Origin of the sequence: Halostagnicola sp. A-GB9-2, from assembly GCF_030068615.1 — an archaeon.
Taxonomy (GTDB): Archaea; Halobacteriota; Halobacteria; order Halobacteriales; family Natrialbaceae; genus Halostagnicola.
In genome coordinates this window covers 951,206-972,447 of sequence record NZ_JASJOC010000001.1, presented here as the reverse complement: position 1 = coordinate 972,447, position 21,242 = coordinate 951,206, and the positions used below count along the sequence as shown (strand labels likewise).

The window sequence follows — 21,242 nt, the reverse complement described above, 5'->3', positions numbered from 1 at the left end:
CCTCACTTACGGGTCGACAGCAACGGCGCTTCCAACTTCGATAGTACCGCCCTCGAGTATTCGAGCCCGCAATCCGCCCCGGTGAACCAGCGCGTCCCGAACCCCTCGTTTCTCGAGGTGGCCTTCGAGGAACGAACACGGCTCGCAGAGTTCGACGCCCAGACAAACGACGTCGCCGATACGAAACTCCTCGTCGACGAGGTGATTCAGGGCGACGCCCGTCGTCGTTACGTTCCGACGATGTGCACCTTGTTCGATCGCGATGTCGTAGTCGTCTTCGACGGCCTCGAGCGCCTCCCGTTCGATGAGCGTGAGGTCGCTTCCGTCGCGGTCGCCGAACGTTCCCTCGTCGTCGAAGTATCTGTCTCTCCTTATCCCCGCGTCCGCGACCGCTTCGACCCGTTCGCGGGACTCAATGGGGGCTCCCTGTTCGGCTGCGGTCCCGATCGAGACGACACGCCCTGAATCCATTGGGACAGTTTTCGACTTGAGAGCCCGTATTTCTCCCGGTTTTCTCTCTTGGCGTCGCTTTCGTCGTCGCTACCGTTGTGCCAGATAGCCGCCGATCGCACCGAACGCCAGCGGCAAGAGTATCCCGGCGAGGACGATTGCGGGCAGGGTTTCGGGTGCGAGCGTAACCGATCCGCCGAACAGTCCGCCCTCGGCGGTTTCTTCGAACAGGATCGTTCCGAGGAACGCGAGCGGAAGGTAGCCGGCGACGATCGATGCGCCGAGTTTGGCCCCTCCTTCGTTCGCCTGGCGGGTCTCGAGGACGCGCGTCGCGAGAACGTACCCGCCGGCGACGAGAAGTGCGATCGGAACCAGATTATAGACGAGCTCCGGTATCTGCGTCGACTCTTCCGAGAGGATATTGAACGTCTCTGTGCCGTTGAGTCCTGAGAGTTCCATATCGACGAACTGAGCGTTGTAGAACAGCAGGCCGATCATCTCGAACGTGCTTTCTTCCTCGCCGAGTTCGATCTCGCTATCGATCGTCGCGAGCACGAACGTCGCGATATATCCCACGACGAAGGTTCCAGCACCGACGATTGCACCCTGTTTGAGCGGTAATCCATCTACCTCATCTTGCACTGACATACGACTGGCAAGTCAGTAGACCTGTATAAAATTGTTGAACTATATTCGTGCTATCCGCTCGCTGTCGATCCCTGCTCTCGTCTCACTTCGAGGAGATGATCCCGCCGATTGCGCCGAACACGAGCGGAAAGATCAATCCTGCGAGCAAGATTGCGGTCGCCGTCTCCGGCTCCGCGCTACCGAACGATCCGTTGACGGCGAATACGTACGCGCTCGTCGCTGCGAGCGGCAGGTATCCGACGACGATCGTCGCACCGACCTTGACGCCGTCCTCGATTGATGCGCTCGCTCCGAGTGCCCCTCGTCCGACGAGATAGCCTGCCACGATGAGAACCAGTATGGGAACGATATGATAGACGAATTCGGGAAGTCCCGTTTCTGCCTGCGCGAACATCGTCGTCGTGGTGTCCAGTCCGATGACGTTCACTTCGATATCGACGAAGTGGGTGTTGAAGAACAACATCCCGGCGGCCTCGAACGCGTTCTCCGAGGCAAGCTCGGCAATTCCGTCGGAGTCGAACTCGAGGTCCGTCTCGAGGAGGAGAAAGGAAACGAGGTAGCCGACGACGAACGCAACCGCTCCGTAAATCCCGCCCTGTACCACTGGAACGTTCTCGAGCAGTCCGTCCGATTGTGTAGACATACCGGGAAGATTTTTGGAGACATATATAAGCTTCGTGGTCATACCCGATGTCTGGTATTTCGTCTCACGAATTGCTCTCATACCTCTCCCCCCGGCCGAACGGTCGTCGATTCGCGACTCTATCGAAGCCGGACTGGTTCGGTGCGACTGTATCAATCTAGCACCAGCAGCTGTGGGCGGACCTAACGTCATAGCCGATTCGAACGTTTTCTCCCGGCCGTTCTAGTCATCTGTATGGCTGACACAGATGAAACCACGATTTCCACTGAGGTGGACGAATAATGGCCTGGCAAGACTTCGTCTTTCTCGCCGGGAGTCTCCTGTCTGTCGTCTTTTTGGCTCCGACACTTCGGGACGCGGCCGCACGCGTTCCGCGAGCGACGAGCGTGCCGTCGATGGTGATCGGCGGTGTCTACTCGCTAACGTTCCTGACCCTCGATATGACGTTCTCAGCGTTCGGCGCGTTCGCAGCCTGTACGATGTGGTCGCTGATCGTCTGCTTTCGCGGCCCGGACGTGGGGATCGGGGAATCGATCCGGAAACGATACCAGAGCCGACAATGGTGGCTCGTCGCCGACGACTGCTACCGATGGCTGCACCGACTCGCCGGTTCTCGGCGTCCCGCCGAAAGCCGGTACCTCGATTCGCTCGAGCGCTGAAGACGGGACGCTCGCTCGAGCGCTGATAGGGCCGGTTGTAACTGTTTACCGGTCATTCGCCACCCCGATCTGGCGAATGACTGGAAATGACATACAACTGGCTCTACGGTCGTGATATCTTTGCTGACACTCGCCTCACCCGTCCGTTTTCAAGGAGGATTCCTCGTATTGCCGGGAAACACACAAACGTCTCGCTGTTGGATCCCCAGTAGTGCCACCGCCGATTCCAGATCCCGAACTGCACTTCGAGACGATCGCACAACGTGCTCGTGACGGGATTATCACGATCACGGTCGACAGCACGATACGGTACGCCAATCCTGCCATCAAAGATATCTTCGGATACCCGCCCGAGGAACTCCTCGGCCGATCGATTACCGAATTGATGTCGTCAGAGCAGGCTCAGCGGTACCGAGACAGCTTCGATCGATACCTTCGAACGAACGAAGCGACCCTCGATTGGGACGACATTCGCTTTTCGGGTCAGCATCAAGATGGCGAGAAGATACCGCTCAGCATCTCCTTGAGCGAGTTCGAACACGACGGAACGCAGTATTTCAGCGGCATCGTTCGCGACGTCACCGACCACCAGCGACGAGAAGCCCAGCTTGCCGGGCTCAACAGCTTCGCGCAGGAGCTGACCGAGGCCGAATCGCGCGACGGCGTCTGCGAACGGACCGTCTCGGCCGCCCAGTCAACGCTCGAGCAACCGATCGCCTCGATACTGCTGTACGACGAGGAGGGCGGTCGGCTCGAGCCGTGTTCGTGGACGCCAGCCGTGGACGCGCTCTCGATTGCGGATGACGGATCGCTGTTCGCGACGGATCGATCGATCCCGTGGGATGTCTTCGTTCGCCAGGAGAGTCGCGTGTTCACCGACCTCCTCGCGGAGACGACCGCCGACGCCGACGAAACAAATCTTCGAAGCGCGATTTTACACCCGATCGGAACCCACGGCGTGTTCGTGGTCGGGGCGACCGAAAGCGGGACGTTCGTCGATTCGGATATCGACATCGCGAGCATACTCGTCGCGAACGCGTATTCGGCGATCGAGCGGGTCGACCGGGAACGGGCATTGCGCGACCGGAAAAACCAGCTCGAGGAGAAAACCGAGACCCTAGAGCGCGTTCGACGAATCAACGACATCATCCGCGATCTCACGAAAGCGCTCCGTCAGGCGACCGAGCGCGACGAAATCACGTCGGATATCTGCTCGCAACTCGTCTCGCTGGAGCCCTACCGATTCGCGTGGTTCGGCTCGCTCGATCCGGCGAGCGACAAACTCGTTTCGGAGGCCGCCGCCGGCGTCGAAGACGGCTATCTCGAGGCGATCGTCGAGCTAGTGGATGGGCAACCAGTGGATCAGGATCGTGGGAGCGTGGGGCCTGTAGACGGGGAGAGACTCGATGACAAAACCGCGAACGGCGAGTCAGCGGATGTCGAGCCGGTGAACGCCGCGTCCGAGGATGACGAGTCGATAACCGCCGAATCGGCAAACGGGGAGACGGAAACCGACGATTCGACCCAGTCGCCGATCGAGCGTGCGATCCGGACGCGGACGCCCCGGGTCCAGAATACGATCTACAAGGATCCGCCGTTCGAGCCGTGGCGTCAGGAGGCGATTCAACGGGGCTACCGGTCGAACCTCGCCATCCCGGTCGTCTATCGAGACACGTTTTACGGGGTACTCGATCTCTATGCGACGACGGAGAACGCGTTCAATCAACTGGAGATCGCGGTTCTTCGAGAACTCGGCGAGACGATCGGCTACGCGTTGAACGCGGACGAGCGCAAACAGGCCTTTACGAGCGAACAGTCCGTCGAACTCGCGTTCGACGTTCGCGGCCGCGCCGACCCGATTCTCGACCTGGTTGAACAAACCGACGGTCAAATCGAACTCGAGAACCTCATCGAGCGCCGCGATGGCGCGACGACGATGTTCTTCGCCGCTCACGAGCAGGATCCGGGCGAGGTCAAAGCGTGGGCGAAAGATTCCGAACTGGTTCACAACGTTCGACTGCTGACGGATCGGTCGGAGGAGTGTCTGTTCGAGTGCGTCCTCGACGATTCGACGGTCTGGGCGCAGTTGCTCCACCGTGGGGCCGTCGTTCGCGAGGTCGCCACAACGGACGAGAGCGCGCGGATCGTGATCGGAATCCCACGAAGCGCGGACCCGAGAGCGTTCGACACGCTCCTCTCAGATCGGCTCGACGAAGCCGAACTCGTCGCGCGACGGGAGTACGAGGAGCCGGTCATGACGCCGGAGGAGTTCGAGGCCGAGTTCCGAGATCGGTTGACCGAGCGCCAGAACGAGGTCCTCGAGACGGCCTATTACGCGGGTTTTTTCGAGTGGCCGCGCGAAACCCAGTCGAACGAACTGGCGGACATTCTCGACATCGCACAGCCGACGACGAGCCGGCACATCCGCTCGAGCGAGCAGAAGTTCCTCTCGATGTTGTACGAGGACTCGAGGGAGTAGGTCGTTTCCCGACTGTTCGACAGACGAGTTTCCCGCGCATGAGTTGTCGTGCGGGTCCCAGCCGCTGGAGGTATCTACGACGTGTCTCAGCCGGTCGAAGATATCGACGAAAGCGGGATCGATAACGAAACTGGGAGTGACGACGGGAGCGGGGCTAGCTTGATAGTCTGTTATCGCGGGAGGTGATATCGTGATACTGGTAACGGCTATCCGGCAAGAGTTCTAACGAACACTGTACAATGAGTCCATTTGAGTCCGCGTCGACCCCCTCGCAGCCAGTTAGCCAACGAGTTGTTCAAGCGGTTGCTGAAAAGAAGGGTATCGACCCCCTCGAGCTCGATCCGATCTTCAACGCCGTCGATCCGGAAAGTCTGGATACCCTGTTCGAACCGACGAAATCCGGTCGCCCGCGAGCGGTGGGTTCAGTCACGTTTTCGTATGCCGAGTGTATGGTGACGGTCGATGCGGACGGGTCGATCGACATCGCTCGAGATGCGTTAGCCCGATCGTCGCCGCAGGCCAAACCGACGAGCGTCGACTAACGAAGAGATGATTTCGACCCCTTCCCCCAAATCGATCGCGAGGTGTGAACACTGCGGTTCCGTTATCGACACGACCGAGTGGCATCCCGCAGTTATCGAACCAAACGGCGATGCTCGAGTCCAGCTCTTCTGTGGACCGACCTGTCGGCAACAGTGGGGCCCGTCGTCGGTCGCGCGTTCGTAAGCCGGGATCTAGCGGCCGAACTGCAACTGTAGAACTGTATACTTGTCAATTATTACCGTGTCTCGTCACGAATTAGTCGAACACACACCACAAAGCATGTACCAAACGGGTAATTCTTCCCGTGTATGATTCACCGAAGAGCGTTCTTAGCTGGTGTGGGGGCGGCGACTGCAGTCTCGCTTGCCGGCTGTACGAGCCAAGCGGTCGGCGATTCCTGCGAGGAGGAAACGGTCGTCGACGAATACGACACGTACAGCGCCGGGCAAAACGTCACGTGGCGTATCGAGATGGAGGAGAACCAGAAGTTAGCGATCGAGGCGGTACAGACCGGCGACGGTGCTCGACCGAAACTCGAGGTCGAGAATCCGAACGGAACGCTCGTCGCGGAGGTCGGTCCGTCGGAGAATATCGATCGAACGGTGACGGCTCAGACCGACGGAACGTACTACGTTCGATTCGTCAACGAGGCGGTCATGACCAGTGGCCAGTGGGATATCACGATTACCCTTCGCTCGGAAGGCTGTTAGCCGAATCCCTGCCGAACCAAGTAATTTGAGGAAAACGCGACACGTAAACGGGGAAGTGCGCTCGCAAGGTTCCTTTCTCGCTTTTTATCTCCGGAAAACCGTCTGATAAACGGGTGTCTTTCATGCCGAAAACAGCCGTAGAACTACGATAGAGCGGTCTTGTATGGATATTTTAGCTGGCGACGAAGGAGCAAGCTGAGGCCGGAATTTGAATCCGATGGCGAGACGGTCTCACTCGCGTTGCTCGCGGCAAGCCGCTCACATTGGGGTTCTCACTTCGTTCCGAACCGCACACTGCTCGTGAGCATGCGACTCGCGTGTTTCAAATTCCGGATGTGGCTTTCGCTCCCCATCGTTGTTCGTTGCAGAAAGCCTAGGCCGGAATTTGAATCCGGGCTCTCGTCCTTACCAAGGACGCGCTTTACCGCTAAGCTACCCAGGCACGCATGTGATCGTTGACCCGAGTCGTCTTTATGCGTTTCGATTCACCGCAGGGCGTGGGTACGGTTCACTCGAGTCGTGGGCCGTCGCCAAACTCGTTGTGAATCCGTTCTAAAATCCGCTACGAATCCGTTCTAAAACCCGCTACGAATCCGTTCCAAAACTCACTACGAATCCGTTGCTGACGTCGCTGGATCCGGGCTGTGACCGTCCTCCGGAGTCGCTTCGGCCGGTTCGGGATCGTGTCTCGAAACGCAGTCCGTCGCGGGCGGGAACCTCGAGCCGGCAGAGTCGGCGATATCAGTCGCGGTCTCGAGCAGAGCCGGCGTCGGCGTTTTGCCGACGGCCGACGCGCCGGTGAGCGCTGCGAGCTCGAGGACGTTGTGCTCTAACTGTGTGCCGGTGTCGCCTTCGGACGGCTCGAGGTCTGATTCAGCTCGTCTGGTCTCGTTTCGGCCGAACTCCTGGACGGTCCTGACGGCCTTTCCGGCCGCGTCGGTACGCGCTAGCAGGTAGAATCCGCGGGCGACGAGGATGTCGGCCGCGAGGATCTCGAGATCTCCGGCATCGTCGCCGTCGCTCTCGGTCCACGGTTCGTCGTGGGCGAGCGCTCGAGTCAGTCGAAGCCCTTCGTAGATCAACTGGACGCCGGCGGCGTGGTGGTCGATCCGCTCGAGGTCGCTATCCGGTTCGAGTTCGCGCGCACTCTCGAGCGTCAAGACGGCGGGGACCATCGAGGCGTCTTCGAGCGTCTCTTCGATGAAGTCGTACAATCTGGGTGGCTCGACGTCCGAAACTGCATCGCGGGCGGCACGCCGACAGTTGTCGGCCCTATCCATTAACGGAAGGTTACGACGGGCCGGCCAAAGACCTTTGGAAACGGACGGCAGAGACGAGACATGATTGGTTCCCAAGCGGACGGGCGAGTCCGACGGATCGTCTTCGACAGGCCGGCCGCTCGCAACGCGCTCACGACCGACGCGCTCGAGGACCTCGAGGCGGCCATCGAGGCGGTCGAGGAACCGGTGATTCTGCTCGAGGGGAACGGTCCGGCGTTCTGTGCCGGTGCCGACCTCTCGGTCGTCGAGGATCTCGACCGCGAGGGAGCGGAGGCGTTCGCTCGTCGAGGTCAGCGCGTCGCCCGGACCATCGAGGAGTCGCCTGCCGTGGTCGTCGCTGGAATCGACGGGCCGGTCAGGGGCGGCGGCCTCGAGTTGGCGCTTGCCTGTGACGTCCGCGTCGGGACGCCCTCGGCGACCTTCGGCGAACCCGGCGTCACGTTCGGTCTCTTCGGTGCCTGGGGCGGCACCGTTCGACTTCCGCGGATTATCGGCGAGGGCGACGCCCTCGAGTTCGTGCTCTCGGGCCGGGTTGTAGGGGCCGAAGAGGCGCGCCGAATCGGGCTCATCTCTCGAATCGAAGCGGAACCGCACGTCGTCGCCGAGGAAATCGCGGAAAACGCACCCGATGCGCTCGCGGTTCTCAAGCGCCGAATCCGAGATGATCGCGAGCGGTCGATCCAAGAGCGTGCGGAAGCCGAGGCGTTCGGCGAACTGCTCGAGGCGCACTCGGCTGACGGACGGTCGCTACTCGAGTAGTCCGCCGGCGGACTCGGTGGGAAAACCGAAGACCGACGCGAAGCGACAGTCGACGTGATTCACTCGAGCGGTTCCGGTGCTGGCGGGGCGTTACGTTTGTGTTCGCTGGCTTCGTACATCCCGCGAACCTCTTCGATCGTTTCTTCCTCAACGGAGAGCAGTCGGCTGGTCGCCGTCGCCGAAAGCGGCCCGTCGATATGTGTCGCCAGGATCGAATCGAGCGTATCGTAGCCAAAGCCCATCTCCGACTCGTCGGTTTGATCCTCCCAGAGCTCTGCGGTGGGCGTCTTTTCGACCAGATCCTCCGGAACGCCGAGACTGCTCGCGACCTGTCGAACCTGTTGCTTGTAGAGGTTCCCGATCGGGTGGCAGTCGACGGCTCCGTCGCCGTACTTGGTGAAGTAGCCGACCGCGGCTTCGCTTCGGTTGCCGGTTCCCAACACGAGTCGATCCTCGTGGTTGGCGACGAGATAGTTCAGTATCGAACGCACTCGCGCTCGCGCGTTGCCGACTGCGACGTGGTCTCCTTTGGCTTCCGGATAGGCAGACAGCAGCGCGTCGATGATCGGTTCGACCTCGATCACGTCGTAGGTAATCTCGAGGTCGACTGCGACTCGTTCGGCGTCGCTCATGTTTTCGTCGCTGCTGACTCGCGCCGGGAGAACGAGGCCGTGGACGTTCTCCGAACCGAGCGCCTCGACGGCGAGGTTGGCAACCGTCGTGCTGTCGATGCCGCCCGAAAGTCCGAGAACCGCGCCGTCGGCTCTGGCGGCGGCAACTTGCTCTCGAACGAACGTCTGGATGTGTTCGCGTCGTCGCTCCAGTTCCCCCTCCGAAAAGCGAAGGTCGATCATGGGTCGGCCTACGGCGGGTGACTCCTAATAGGCTCCCCCGAACGAAAAAAAGTGTATGAATGTCCGATTCTCGTGATTGAACTACCGATCGGGAGACCACGGTCGCGCGATCAGACGAGCGAAACGAGAATCCAGGCGAGACCGATCGCAGCGAGCGAAACTGCGAGATTCGCGCCGGCGCTGACGACCGCGAGCCGTTGGTCGCCCCGCTCCCAGAGCTGGACGGTTTCGACCGAAAACGACGAAAACGTCGTAAACGAGCCGCAGATTCCGATTCCAACCAACTGGACGAGCGACTCGCTCGCGCCCGCGAAGGTCGCCAGCGCGAAAACGAAACTGCCGACGACGTTGACCGTCAACGTCGCCGCCGGGAAGTCCTCCCAGGACACGCGGAGGTAGATCCAGTGTCGCAAGATTGCGCCGATCGCGCCGCCGGTACCGACGATATGGGCTGGTTCCAAATCGAAGGCAAAAGCGGGCTCGAGCAAGACGGGAGCAATGCTCGAGTGGAGAGTGAGGGCCGCATGGAGGCCGAGAACGGCGTGAAGCTCGAGACTCGAGTCGCCCGCCACCGAGACCAGCCCGATCAACAGCGCGCCCGCGGTCGGGCCGTCGATCACCGAACTCACGACTCGTCACCCCGAAGCGCTCGAGCGAGTTCGCGGCCGCCGAGGACGCCAACGAATCCGATGCCGTAGTTTCCGGCGACGATGCCGATGGTTAACAGTGGATCGCCCGCCGTCGCCGTCTGGAGTGCGAACGTGCTGTAGGTCGTCAACGACGAGAGAAATCCGGTGGTAAAGAGGAGTCGTGACGTCTGGTCGACGAGCCCCGAATATTTCGCTTCGTACAGCAAAAAGCCGAGCGCGAGGCTTCCGAGCACGTTGACGAGTATGACCGCCTGCACGTCCGAGAGCTGTCCGAGGGCGAAAAACCGGAGGTTCGAGCCGGCGAAGCCGCCGATACCGATCAGTGCGAGCGTCTCGAGTCGGACGAGTGGGTGATCCGTTGCCATGGCTGAGTGGTCGAAACAGGGACCGTCAGCCGGTAGTCGTGATTTTCGTCGAAATCGTCGGTGTTTCGTTCGCGAGTACGACCGGCGGTTGGATCAGGCGGGCCCCATCGCCCGGATATCCCGGCATACTCATGGGGATACAAAGAGATTTGTGGATGAATTCGACGCTGACGCTTCCGAATCGGGACTCGCACGCGTCTCCGAGTTCGAACGGAAAGACCCAAGTTTAGACTGGCTCTAAACCGAGTATGGACGGCGACTCGAAGCGGCGCGGATTTACGCGCGCCTCGTGGGCGAACGTCCTCGGCAATGCGGTCAAAATCATCGTCGAGGGCGCTGCAGGCCTCTTATTCGGGAGTATCGCGTTGATCGCCGACGCCGCCCACTCGATCGCGGATCTCATCGCGAGCGTCGTCGTGCTCATCTGGGGCCGGAGTTCGTTCGACGAACCGGACGACACTCATCCCCACGGTCACGAACGGATCGAACCGCTGACGGCGCTGTTCGTCGGTGCGGTGATTGCACTCCTCGGGCTCAATTTGCTCTATAGTTCCCTCGAGGGGATCGTCTTCGGGACCGACGTAACGTTCAGCTACTTCCTGTTCGGCGCGCTCCTCTTTGCGATCGTCGACATGTACCTCGTCTATTGGTACACCGAGTACGTAAACGCGGATATCGGTTCGACGGCGCTAGAAGCGCTAGCGACGGACTGTCTCAACGATATCTACACGTCCATCGCCGCGCTCGTCGGGGTTGCCGGCATTCTCTTTGGGTTTCCCATGCTCGATCCCATCGCCGGCGGGCTCGTGAGCATCCTCGTCATCTCCCAGGGCGTCAGTATTGGCCGCGAAAACCTCGACTACCTCGTCGGCGCGGCGGCGACGCCCCAACAGCGCGAGCGGATCACCGAAACGTTGCGCGACCACCCCGACGTCAAGGGGGTTCACGATCTGACCGTCTTCTACGACGGCACCGTCCTCGAGGTCGAAGTCCACGTCGAGGTCGACGGCAACATGCCGTTTCGGCAGGCTCACGACATCGAGTCGGCTCTCGTCGACGATCTTCGGAACCTCGAGGATGTCGGCGACGCGCACGTCCACCTCGATCCCTCCGGAATCGGTGAGTGGAAGGACCAGCCCGATCGGTGGCGAGCGGACGGCACGACATCGGCTGAGGAGGGAGAGTGAGGCGGTTCAGCCGTCGAACTCGAGTTCGTCGCTCTGGATAACTTCTCCGAACAGCCACTCGGCGTGGTCGAGAGTGTACTCGCGGTGACCTTCCTCGATCGCACCGATACAGTCTTCGACCATGAGCGGGCGGAAGTCTCGAAGTCCCGCACTACCGCCCGTGTGGAGCACGCAGACGTTAGCGAGCGTCCCACAGAGGACCAGATCGTCGATTCCGCGAGCGTTCAGCCATCCCTCGAGTTCGGTCTGGTGGAACGCGTCGTAGGTGTGTTTTTCGACGACGTGATCGCCGTCCTCGACCGCGAGTTCGTCGACGAGTTCGGCGTCCCACGATCCCTCGAGGACGTGCTCTCCCCACTGCTCGAACTCGTCGTAGTAGTGGGCGTCTTCGAACTGTTCGGGCGGGTGAACGTCGCGCGTGTAGACGATCTGCGTTCCAGTCTCGCGAGCACGCGAAACAAGATCGGATATCGGATCGATAACTGATTCGCTCCCCGGCGCGTACAACGAGCCGTCGGGGTGACAGAACGCGTTTTGCATATCGACCACGACGACCGCGGTGCTGTCTGACTCGAGATCCATACTCGATTTTAGGCGAATGGTCGTAAAAACGTTCACGCCAGGTTTGTTCTGGTCCCGGTGCGCTCGCTCTGACCATCGTGCTTTTTACACTCGCTTGCCAAGACAGTGTATCTGTCTCGAATGAACCCGACGCGAACGCGGGTACTCGGTGTCGTCCTCGTCCTTTCGATAGTCTCGCTGTTAGTTGTGGTCGCCGGTGCGGGATTCCCCCTCCTGTCGATCGGCGACGGTCCGACGCAGGACCGGCCCGACGATCCGTCGACGGAAGACACCGTCGGGTACGTCGAGGGCTACTGGTACGACGACGAGCTTTCCGTCGACGAGAGCGATGACGGAACCGTTTCCGACGACGACCTCGACGGCGTTATCAGCCGGTCGATGGCTCGAGTTGAGACCATTCGCGGGCTGACGTTCCAGGACGAGGTCTCGGTCGATGTCATCTCTCGCGAGGAGTTCCAGGCCCAAGACGACGCGATGGTGACGGATCCCAACGCCGACGAACGGCTCCACGAGAACGTTCGGCTCGAGGCGCTGTTCATGGCCGATCGCCAGACTGACGCGATCGGCGAACACGAAGCGCTATACGACGGCTCGGTCGCCGGCTACTACGATCCTGAAACCGACGAAATCGTCATTGTCTCTGATAACTCCGACGAACCCGAGTTGAACGAGATCACGCTCGGTCACGAACTGCTCCACGCGCTGCAGGACCAACACTTCGACCTGACGAGTTACGACCGCGAGACGCAGGATCAGGACAACGCAAAGAACGGTCTAATCGAAGGCGACGCGGTCTGGGTCGAGACCGAATACGAGGAGCGATGCGAGGACGAGTGGGCGTGCACCCTCCCGTCCACGGACTCTCCGGAAGAGCCCCCGGCGATCAACTGGGGACTCTACCTCACGACGTTTTTCCCGTACGATGACGGCCCCGGATACGTCGACTCGATTCTCGAGGGAGATCGGCAGGGCGACGACGCGTACGACTGGGACGCACTCGACGCTACCTACGACGATCCGCCGGCGAGTACCTCCGAAGTGATCCGACCCGGCGAGGACCGCGAACCGCGCGAGATCGAACTCGAGGATCGATCGAGCGAGAACTGGAGTCAGCACGAAGTAGACGGAGAAGTCGCCAACGATTCCGTCGGCGAAGCGACGCTGGTCGCGATGTTCGCTGCTGACGGCCTCGACGGTGGGGAGTCAGTGATCGGCGTCGGCGAGTTACTCCCCGACGGACCGTTCGGCGAAATCGCGGGGATCGAGTACGATCACGACTACACCGACGGCTGGGCCGGCGACGAACTCGTCACCTACGTCGGCGAAAACGACTCGGTCGAGGACAGCGGCTACGTCTGGCAGACCGAGTGGGATTCGGAGAACGACGCCGAGCAGTTCCTCGACGGCTATCTCGAACTCCTCGATATCCACGATGCGGACGAGGTCGACGACCATCGGGACACGTTCGAGATCGACGACGAAACCGGCTATCCGGGAGCGTACTTCGTCGATCACGACGACGAGAGCGTGACCGTCGTTCGTGCGCCCTCGGTCTCGGAACTGTCGGAACTCGACGCCGACGCTGCGCCAGCGGGCGAGGACACGCTCGAGTTGGATGCGAACGCAACCGATGCGGGGGCCGAAAACGAATCTGACGCGGATGACTCGGACGAAACCGAGACGACCAGCGCCGAGCCGATACCCGGATTCGGAGTCGCCATCGGGCTGGCGGCGCTACTCGTGGGCGCGCTCGCCGCTCGTGTTTCTCGATGACCGGATCGACGCCGTCAGGACCGTCGCCGCGCTCGAGTCCTCCCGCGCGGTCGCGGCGACTCGGATTGGTCGCGATTGCCGTTCTGATCGTTCTTTCCGGGTGCACGCTCCCGTTCGGACCGAGCGGACCCGAGCAGTTCGACACGGACCGAGACCTCGGATACGTCGGAGAGTACGCCTACGACGACATCCTCGAGATCGACGATCCGGCGGCGCTTTCCGAAGCCGAACTCGAGGCGCTCAAATACCGGTCGATGGCCCGAATTGAGGTCGTCCGAGAACAGAAGTTCGAACACGACGTTTCGGTCGAGGTCGTGAGTCGCGACGAGTTCCGCGAGCGATCCGGCGTGATCGGCTCGGCAGATCCCGCCTCTCCGGCTACCAACGAACTATGGCGCGGAGCGTTCGTCGTCGACGGAGACACCGATGTCAACGACGCGCTCGAGGAACTCTACGGAGACTCCGTGCAGGGCTACTACAGCGCCGACCGGATCGTCATCGTCACCGACGATACCGACGAGATCCGGATCGATCGAACCACGTTAGTCCACGAACTCGTCCACGCGCTACAGGACCAGCAGTTCGGCCTCGAGCGAGAAGGCAAAACCGCCGACGAACAACGAGCCGAAAACGCGCTCATCGAGGGCGAAGCGAACTACGTTCCGCACCTGTACGACCAGCGTTGTGGATCTGCATGGGAGTGTCTGCCCGATAGCGGGGCGCCCGACGATCCCGACGGACCGGACGAACCGGTCGGTCAGCCGTCCAATATCGGCCTCTTCCTCTCGATCTACGCGCCATACTCCGAGGGCCCGACGTTCGTCGAGTCCCTCCATGAACGCTACGGTTGGGAGGCCGTCGACGAGGCCTACGAAAACCGCCCGGTGAGCACGTCGCAGGTGATCCATCCCGAACTGTATCCGGACACCGAGCCGGTCACCGTCGAGGTGCCGGACCGCTCGAGTTCGAACTGGGAGCCGGCGACGGACGACGACGGCGGCCCGCACGTCGAGACCGTCGGGGAAGCGACGCTGTTTGCATCGCTGTGGGCCAACGGCGTCATCGACCGGCCGATCGATGAGGGCGTCGACGACGGCCAGGGTGCGGAAAGCGACGGAACCGCACCCCTCTCGCCGTACAACTACTCCCACCCGACGACCGACGGTTGGGCCGGCGACAGCTTCGTCGCGTACCAGGATCGAGACGCCGAGGACGACCGACTCGGTCACGTCTGGCACCTCGAGTGGGACAGCGATACCGACGCCGAGCGCTTTGCCAACGCGTACGTCGAACTCCTCGAAAACCACGACGCGGCGGCGACCGACGCGGACGAATCAACCGCCACGGATGACGGCGGTCAAACGTATCTAATCGACGACGGGCCGTTCGAGGGTGCGTATCACGCCGCCGTCGTCGACGACCGAGTCGAAATCGTCGCCGCACCGACTGTCGGCGAACTCGCCGAAGTACACGACGTCGGTTCGGTCTCGAACACATCCATTACGCCCGCTTCTGAGCGTTCCCCGGTCGCTGTAGGGGCTACGGGATAGCCGGTGTTGCTCTCGTCCAGCGTCAAGGGTGTCAACACTTCGTCGTCACCGACAGACGGGTAGCTTTTTCGCCCTCCGTCGGAAAGCGAGGGTATGTCGAACCCGTTCGAGACCGTCACAGCGGAGGCGATTCTCGAGGGCACTGCGACCGACGCCTACTTCGACCGGACGCAGACCACCCTCGAGCACGCTGGAAAGAATCCTCACGTCGTCGCCGAAGTGACCGCAGATCAGTTCCCGACCGGCGAGTTTTCGGTCTTCACTGGGATCGCCGATATCGCAACGCTGTTCGAGGGACGAGCCGTTGCTATCGATGCCCTGCCGGACGGACAGCTCTTCGACGGTGGGCCCGTCGCCCGAATCGAAGGTCCCTACCTCGAGTTCGCCGAACTCGAGACTGCACTGCTTGGCTTTCTCTCTCAGCCGAGCGGCTTCGCGACCGCGGCCCTCGAGGCTCGACTCGCCGCGCCCGATTCGACGCTTCTCTCCTTCGGCGCTCGCCACGTCCATCCCTCGATCGCGACGACGGTCGAACGCGCCGCGTTACTCGCCGGCTTCGACGGCTTTTCTCACGTCGCCGCGGGGGAACTGCTCGAGCGCGAGGCCAGTGGAACGATGCCCCACGCGCTCATGTTCGCCTTCGGCGAAGGAAACCAGGCGGCGGCGTGGGAGGCATTCGACGAGGCGGTTCCCGAAGACGTTCCCCGAATCGCGCTAACGGATACTTTCTGGGACGAAAAGAGCGAAACGTTGCTCGCCGCGGACACGCTCGGCGACCGACTCGACGGTGTCCGCCTCGATACCACCGGTTCCCGCCGCGGCGACTTCCGACACATCGTTCGAGAAATCCGCTGGGAACTCGACGCTCGAGGCTTCGAGGACGTCGATATCTTCTGTAGCGGCGGCATCGGTCCAGCCTCGATTCGGAACCTCCGAGACGTCGCCGACGGCTTCGGCGTCGGGAGCCACATCACGAACAGGGACCCGCTCGATTTCAGCCTCGATATCGTCGAACTCGAGGGCGAACCCATCTCGAAGCGGGGCAAGCTCTCGGGTGTCAAAGACGTGTACCGGACTCCGGAGGGCGGCCACCACGTCGCGCTCGCGGACGGCGACGCTCCCGATGGGGGAAAAGCGCTCCTCGAGCCGCTGGTTCGAGACGGGGAGATCGTTCGAGAACCCGATCTCGAGGCGGCGAGCGAACGCTGTCTGGGGGATGCGGAGGCGGTCGGATTCGGAGATCCAGCGGAGTAGCACGGCTATCAGTAGCCGTCTTTCTCATTGCGGCCCCGGTGTTCGGCGTCTGTAACGTATCAACGACGCTGACTACTCTTCGACCCATTAGCACATTCAAGGGAGATCGAGAGGCGACCGGCTCGCTGACCGGGATTTCGTCGGAGAATTCGGTCGCCGATTATACCTGTTCGACGCTTCCGTCGGCTTCGCGTTCGCGGAAGACCTGACCTTCGAAGAGCGTGACGACGACATCGTCGTCCTGCCACGCCGTCGGTGGGAGTCGGGCTTTCCGACACGCTCGGTCGAGGTACTCGCGCTCGCTCCAGTCGTTCTGGACGGGGACGGTCGGGTAGAGCCAACCGCTTTTGCCGCCGCCGTCGACGGCGACGCCGTGGCTTCCGAGCTCGATATCCTCGAGCGGATCGTCGGTCAACAGTACGTTCTTGACGGTACACACCGAGACGGTGAGGTTGTCGAGTTCCGAGGGTGTCACCTCAGAACCGCACGAATCGTCGCTTGCAGCTTCGATCGCTGCGTCGACGATGACGTGTCCGAGTTGATCATCAGATCGGTAGCCGCCGGCACAGCCGCGGAGGCTTCCGCGGCCTCGAGTCGACTCGAGGCGGACGAACGCGCCCGTTCGCTCGTAAAACGCTTCTCGCATGCTACCTGGATGTTCTCGTTGACCGTTGAGTACGAAAGACTCGACGGATTCTCGTGCGAGTTCGGCCGCACGTGCACCGTCTTCGTAGGAAAGGTCGACGCCCTGTCGCTGGGACATACAAATGTACATGTATGTTGAGACCCTAAAGCGCTTCCATTCAGAAATCCGGTGAGTGTTGCCGACCGAGGGACTTATTCGGCCCCCGACCCTACGATAACTGGGAGAGAGAGCCTGGCTGCCGCGGCGGCTGACTCGGCGACGAGTCGGCTGTCCAACGTGTTCCGCCCCTTGAGGTCGGTTCGCGCTCGCGAGGAAAGTCCCCCCACCGTTCGGGCGGGTGACCGGATGCAAATCCGGAGCGGGAGACCGCTGGCTCTGGAACAGAAACGACACGTCTCGGCCCGACCGATGATGCGTGCGAACCTGACCGAGAGGAAGGGGAGTGAACCCGCAGAGGGCAGACAGCTGGCAAGTGCGATTCGAAATCGCAGATCGCTCGATGCGATCGGCTGTCGACGGCCGAGGAGCGATGGAACGGCGAATCCTCACCGGTGCAAGTTCGCGTCGCTGGTAGCCCGAACGCGCCGCGAGAGCGGGCGACGCGAACGCTCAGCCGAATGCCGGGATGAACAGAAGGGGGCTTATTCCTCTCACCCAGTTTCAACCCTTCGAGTGGCGACGCTCCGTGGTTTCGCGTCAGTAGGTAACCTCGAGTCTCGAGTACCGATTACTCGAAGTCGTCGACGATCTGTGGAACGCAACCGACACCCGATTTCGTGTACGCACAGTGATCGTTGACCTCGTCGGTCACGTTCAGGTCGGTGTAGTTGTCCAGGGTCGAACCGCTGTCGTCGCCGAGCAGGCCGCCGCTACAGTCGGCACCGCCGCAGCCGAGGCCGCTCGAAAGCGACTGGAGGTCGTAGCCGTAACAGACGCTGTCGTCGTTTTCGGAGTGATAGTTGTAGACCGCCTCAGCGCTGGCGTCGATGGCATAAGCGTACGCCCCCTCAGTACAGACCGAATCGTCGTCCGCGGCGGTGCCGACCAGTGTGACGGTTTCGATGACCTCCTCGCCGCCTAGCGCGGTGAGCGTCTCGAGACACGCCCGGCCACCCAGCGAGTGCCCAACCAGCCGAACCGTCGTTTCCTCGAGGTCGACTCGGTCGGACTCGAGCCACGACGCGAGCCGTTGACCGGCCGTCTCGGTTCTGCTCTCCGCGCGCCAGTAATTTCGCGTGTCCGCCTCCCACGAGGCCGCGGCAACCGGCGCGTCGTATTCGTTCTCTTCGAGGGCTCGCTCGAGCGTGTACGCCTGGTCCGTGCTCGTCTCGAGTCCGAGCCAGCCGTGGACGAAAACGACGAGTTCCGATTCGTCCTCGAGGTCCTCGAAATTCGCCGCTGATGGATTGCCGGTAGTGAGATCGATCTCCGGGTACTCCGCGGGTGCCTCCTCCCAGTCTTCACATCCCGTGAATCCGGTTGCCGAAGCCGACCCGGTTATCCCGGCGAGACCGGCACTACCGACGGCCGTCACTGCCGTCGTTCGAAGCATCCGCCGTCGGCTGACCGTCGCCGACCCACCTCCATTTTCGTGCGTTTCGCCGGTCGAGTTCGCGTGTGTTTCGTTCATATTCCCACTGTCACACCTTGATCGACTGCATCTCTGTGTTGGGCGCAGGTACGCGTCCTGCAGGCACATTCCAGTGTCGTTCGGTGGGCGAATCCTCGAGAAGGTCGCTGGGCTTCGTGATGACTCGAGTTATCGGAGTGACTTGTTCGGAGTGTTGTACTGGAGAGCTTTGGTGAGTCGCCATACGGCGTTAGGTTGGGAAATATTGGAGAGACTGTGACGGAGTCTACTCGCTCTCTTCTCGTGGATTCTTCTGAGGTTGTGGCTGGAATTGTTTAGAATAGCACCTCTCGGACCTACCCTTCGTCCATAGAAGTCGACGGCGTCTAGTGATTCACCAGAGCCTACTGAAGAGAAACGTCCTGACGGAGTCTTACACGAACGAAGTGAGTGTAAGGCACGGAGCGTCTCCGACGCTCCGGAGATTTGAACAGGTGAGAGACGGTCCTGCTCACCTCGTTTCGCTCGGTTGCGCGGGCTGCGACCCTCGTGTTCAAATCTCCGCATTGGAGTTTCGTCGACACCAGCCGCTCGCTGCTCACGGCTTCGCCGTTCGCTTTCCGTGGCGCGGACACGCCACGCATCGCTCACGGTTTGGTGTCGACAGAACCGTCCTGACGGAGTCCAACGCGAACGGAGTGAGCGTTGGGCACGTCAGGACCGAACGCAAGAGCGGGCGCTGAGCAATGCGAAGCGCCCGCGATAAGTGAGCGTCCTGACGGAGATTTGAACTCCGGTCCCTGGCTCCGCAAGCCAAGAGGATAGTCCACTACCCTACCAGGACTCAACTCAACGTACCGCCGTGTAAGTTAAAGCCCTTTCGAAACCCCGCTCTCTGCGTCAGATTCTCGAGAACACACCACACGACCCGTTGAACACGTCGTCGTTCGACGCCGCGACCAGCCGCCGGAGGTTTATATACTATCCCGAACCAGAACCGAGCATGACCGCAGAACCGATCCCCTCGACTTGGGGTTCAGAACGCCGGAAAGACGCGGTTTCCACCAGCAGCGACGACGATCTGACCGGTCGAATGGACAACGCTTATGCGCGGGCTACGCATGGTTCAGAGTAGAATGAGCGACATCGAGGGGGTTTACGAAGACCTCGAGGCCGACGTCTCGCTCGAGGAGTTTCGCGAGGCTGTCGAGGAGAAAGTCGAGCAGATGGGTGGGCTCGCGGACGAGGAGACCGCAGCGATGCTCATCGCTCACGAGGTCGGCGAAAGCGAGGTTGGCGGCGTCGCCGATATCGAGCCGGGAATGGAGGAAGCGAAGTTCGTCGCCAAAGTGGTGAGCATCGGCGAACTGCGGACGTTCGAACGCGACGGCGAGGACGAGGATGGTCGCGTCGTCAACGTCGAAGTCGCGGACGAGACCGGTGCCGTTAGAGCCTCGCTATGGGACGACCACGCAGAGGCCGCGATCGAGCAACTCGAGGAGGGTCAGGTGCTCCGAATCAAGGGCCGACCGAAGGAAGGGTTCAACGGCGTCGAAATCAGCGTGGACGACCTCGAGCCGGACGACGACACCGAGGTCGACGTGCAGGTGTCGGACGTCCACACCGTCGAGAACCTCTCACTCGGTCTCTCGAACGTCAATCTCGTCGGAAAGGTTCTCGATACAGATACCGTGCGAACGTTCGATCGGGACGACGGCTCGGAAGGAAAAGTTTCGAACCTCACGCTCGGCGACGAGACCGGCCGAATTCGGGTTACGCTCTGGGACGAGCAGGCGGATCGCGCGACGGAACTCGAGGTCGACGACACGGTGGAGGTCGTCGACGGCTACGTCCGAGAGCGCGACGGCGATCTCGAGCTTCACGTCGGAAACCGGGGGGCGCTCGAGGAGGTTGACGAGGACGTCGAGTACGTCCCCGAAACCACGTCGATCGAATCGCTCGAAATCGATCAGATGGTCGACATCGCGGGCGTCGTTCGATCCGCGGATCCGAAACGGACGTTCGATCGGGACGACGGCTCCGAAGGGCAGGTCCGGAACATCCGCGTTCAGGACGCGACGGGCGACATTCGCGTCGCAATGTGGGGAGACAAAGCTGACCTTGATATTGGGCCCGGCGACGAAGTCGCTCTCGCAGATGTCGAGATCCAGGACGGCTGGCAGGACGACCTCGAGGCGTCGGCCGGCTGGCGGTCGACGATAACCGTCCTCGGTTCCAGCGAGGAGGGGGCTGATTCAGCTAAGTCAACTGATACCGAATCGGCCGGTCTGTCGTCGTTTGCCGATGCCGGTGACGACGGCTCGGACGAGAGCGAGACTGCCAGTGCGAGCGATGGCGACGCAACCGCCGACTCGTCCGAACCCGAAACCGCAGACGAGCAGGGCAGCGAGGGCGAGGAGACCGAGTTCACGGGTGTCGTTGTACAGGCCGGGAGCCCGGTCGTTCTGGACGACGGCGAAACGACGATGAGCGTGGAGACGACCGCCGACGTCGGCCTCGGAGAAGAGGTCACTGCCCGAGGTGTGATCCGTGACGGCCGTCTCGAGGCGAGCGACGTATTCTGAGCGGCCGAGAGTGTCTCGGGCCGGTAGGAAAAGCGTTAAGGGAGTTACCTTCGGG

20 protein-coding genes, 2 tRNA genes and 1 other RNA gene are annotated in these 21,242 nt (G+C 61.6%); 11 read left to right on the top strand and 12 right to left on the bottom strand.

Annotation, left to right across the window (positions count from 1 at the left end; translation table 11 throughout):
• Positions 1-6: 6 nt before the first annotated feature.
• The 3 genes from QNM96_RS04850 to QNM96_RS04840 all read right to left on the bottom strand — a co-directional run bounded on the left by QNM96_RS04850 (position 7) and on the right by QNM96_RS04840 (position 1,741).
• Entirely contained in the window at positions 7-471 is a 465-nt protein-coding gene (locus tag QNM96_RS04850) for an MOSC domain-containing protein (RefSeq protein WP_283834874.1), read from the bottom strand.
• 69 nt (positions 472-540) lie between these two features.
• On the bottom strand, positions 541-1,098 hold the full coding sequence (locus QNM96_RS04845; RefSeq protein ID WP_283834873.1) for a hypothetical protein: 558 nt from the start codon (positions 1,096-1,098) through the stop codon (positions 541-543).
• Positions 1,099-1,180: 82 nt separating this feature from the next.
• A complete protein-coding gene (locus QNM96_RS04840) occupies positions 1,181-1,741 on the bottom strand; it encodes a hypothetical protein (protein ID WP_283834872.1) in 561 nt (186 codons plus the stop codon).
• Positions 1,742-2,022: 281 nt separating this feature from the next.
• Here QNM96_RS04840 and QNM96_RS04835 point away from each other — a divergent pair, with 281 nt between their 5' ends.
• From QNM96_RS04835 to QNM96_RS04820, 4 genes are all read left to right on the top strand, one after another.
• Positions 2,023-2,400 (top strand): hypothetical protein, encoded by a 378-nt coding sequence (locus tag QNM96_RS04835; RefSeq protein ID WP_283834871.1) that lies wholly within the window; start codon positions 2,023-2,025, stop codon positions 2,398-2,400.
• A 211-nt stretch (positions 2,401-2,611) separates the two neighbouring features.
• Positions 2,612-4,879 (top strand): bacterio-opsin activator domain-containing protein, encoded by a 2,268-nt coding sequence (locus QNM96_RS04830; RefSeq protein WP_283834870.1) that lies wholly within the window; start codon positions 2,612-2,614, stop codon positions 4,877-4,879.
• A 239-nt stretch (positions 4,880-5,118) separates the two neighbouring features.
• On the top strand, positions 5,119-5,421 hold the full coding sequence (locus tag QNM96_RS04825) for a HalOD1 output domain-containing protein (RefSeq protein ID WP_283834869.1): 303 nt from the start codon (positions 5,119-5,121) through the stop codon (positions 5,419-5,421).
• Between the two features lie 309 nt (positions 5,422-5,730).
• The gene (locus tag QNM96_RS04820; RefSeq protein ID WP_283834868.1) at positions 5,731-6,132 is read left to right on the top strand and encodes a hypothetical protein; all 402 of its coding nucleotides are present in this window, start codon (positions 5,731-5,733) and stop codon (positions 6,130-6,132) included.
• 370 nt (positions 6,133-6,502) lie between these two features.
• Here QNM96_RS04820 and QNM96_RS04815 read toward each other — a convergent pair.
• Positions 6,503-6,574 (bottom strand) — tRNA-Thr (locus tag QNM96_RS04815).
• 166 nt (positions 6,575-6,740) lie between these two features.
• Positions 6,741-7,412, bottom strand: a complete 672-nt coding sequence (locus tag QNM96_RS04810; RefSeq protein ID WP_283834867.1) for a hypothetical protein — start codon at positions 7,410-7,412, stop codon at positions 6,741-6,743.
• A gap of 60 nt (positions 7,413-7,472) precedes the next feature.
• Between QNM96_RS04810 and QNM96_RS04805 the strand changes: the two genes are divergently transcribed.
• Entirely contained in the window at positions 7,473-8,171 is a 699-nt protein-coding gene (locus QNM96_RS04805) for an enoyl-CoA hydratase/isomerase family protein (protein ID WP_283834866.1), read from the top strand.
• Between the two features lie 59 nt (positions 8,172-8,230).
• On the opposite strand, the gene QNM96_RS04800 is transcribed toward QNM96_RS04805, so the two are convergent.
• The 3 genes from QNM96_RS04800 to QNM96_RS04790 form a co-directional block, all read right to left on the bottom strand.
• Positions 8,231-9,025: an NAD+ synthase gene (locus QNM96_RS04800; RefSeq protein ID WP_283834865.1), complete on the bottom strand. Its 795-nt coding sequence runs from the start codon at positions 9,023-9,025 to the stop codon at positions 8,231-8,233.
• 110 nt (positions 9,026-9,135) lie between these two features.
• The gene (locus QNM96_RS04795; RefSeq protein ID WP_283834991.1) at positions 9,136-9,525 is read right to left on the bottom strand and encodes a CrcB family protein; all 390 of its coding nucleotides are present in this window, start codon (positions 9,523-9,525) and stop codon (positions 9,136-9,138) included.
• Positions 9,526-9,650: 125 nt separating this feature from the next.
• Positions 9,651-10,040 carry a CrcB family protein gene (locus QNM96_RS04790; RefSeq protein ID WP_283834863.1) on the bottom strand — a complete coding sequence of 130 codons (390 nt, stop codon included), beginning with the start codon at positions 10,038-10,040 and terminating at the stop codon, positions 9,651-9,653.
• A 248-nt stretch (positions 10,041-10,288) separates the two neighbouring features.
• Here QNM96_RS04790 and QNM96_RS04785 point away from each other — a divergent pair, with 248 nt between their 5' ends.
• The gene (locus QNM96_RS04785; protein WP_283834862.1) at positions 10,289-11,227 is read left to right on the top strand and encodes a cation diffusion facilitator family transporter; all 939 of its coding nucleotides are present in this window, start codon (positions 10,289-10,291) and stop codon (positions 11,225-11,227) included.
• A 6-nt stretch (positions 11,228-11,233) separates the two neighbouring features.
• Here the strand turns inward: QNM96_RS04785 and QNM96_RS04780 are convergent, their stop codons facing one another.
• Positions 11,234-11,809 (bottom strand): isochorismatase family cysteine hydrolase, encoded by a 576-nt coding sequence (locus tag QNM96_RS04780; protein ID WP_283834861.1) that lies wholly within the window; start codon positions 11,807-11,809, stop codon positions 11,234-11,236.
• 120 nt (positions 11,810-11,929) lie between these two features.
• On the opposite strand from QNM96_RS04780, the gene QNM96_RS04775 reads away from it, so the two are divergent.
• The 3 genes from QNM96_RS04775 (at position 11,930) to QNM96_RS04765 (ending at position 16,386) form a co-directional block, all read left to right on the top strand.
• Positions 11,930-13,582, top strand: a complete 1,653-nt coding sequence (locus QNM96_RS04775) for an Hvo_1808 family surface protein (RefSeq protein WP_283834860.1) — start codon at positions 11,930-11,932, stop codon at positions 13,580-13,582.
• Complete coding sequence (locus QNM96_RS04770; RefSeq protein WP_283834859.1) at positions 13,579-15,132, top strand: Hvo_1808 family surface protein; 1,554 nt, start codon at positions 13,579-13,581, stop codon at positions 15,130-15,132. Before QNM96_RS04775 ends, QNM96_RS04770 begins: the two co-directional genes overlap by 4 nt.
• 93 nt (positions 15,133-15,225) lie before the next feature.
• Positions 15,226-16,386, top strand: a complete 1,161-nt coding sequence (locus QNM96_RS04765; protein ID WP_283834858.1) for a nicotinate phosphoribosyltransferase — start codon at positions 15,226-15,228, stop codon at positions 16,384-16,386.
• A gap of 160 nt (positions 16,387-16,546) precedes the next feature.
• Here the strand turns inward: QNM96_RS04765 and QNM96_RS04760 are convergent, their stop codons facing one another.
• Positions 16,547-17,149 (bottom strand): TIGR00296 family protein, encoded by a 603-nt coding sequence (locus QNM96_RS04760; protein WP_283834857.1) that lies wholly within the window; start codon positions 17,147-17,149, stop codon positions 16,547-16,549.
• Positions 17,150-17,251: 102 nt separating this feature from the next.
• Here QNM96_RS04760 and rnpB point away from each other — a divergent pair.
• An RNA gene (rnpB, locus tag QNM96_RS04755) (RNase P RNA component) lies at positions 17,252-17,688 on the top strand.
• Positions 17,689-17,759: 71 nt separating this feature from the next.
• Here rnpB and QNM96_RS04750 read toward each other — a convergent pair.
• Together QNM96_RS04750 and QNM96_RS04745 are read right to left on the bottom strand one after the other, a co-directional pair.
• Positions 17,760-18,662: an alpha/beta hydrolase gene (locus tag QNM96_RS04750; RefSeq protein ID WP_283834856.1), complete on the bottom strand. Its 903-nt coding sequence runs from the start codon at positions 18,660-18,662 to the stop codon at positions 17,760-17,762.
• A gap of 711 nt (positions 18,663-19,373) precedes the next feature.
• Positions 19,374-19,446 (bottom strand) — tRNA-Arg (locus QNM96_RS04745).
• A 292-nt stretch (positions 19,447-19,738) separates the two neighbouring features.
• On the opposite strand from QNM96_RS04745, the gene QNM96_RS04740 reads away from it, so the two are divergent.
• A complete protein-coding gene (locus QNM96_RS04740; protein WP_283834855.1) occupies positions 19,739-21,187 on the top strand; it encodes a single-stranded DNA binding protein in 1,449 nt (482 codons plus the stop codon).
• The last annotated feature ends 55 nt before the right edge of the window (positions 21,188-21,242 follow it).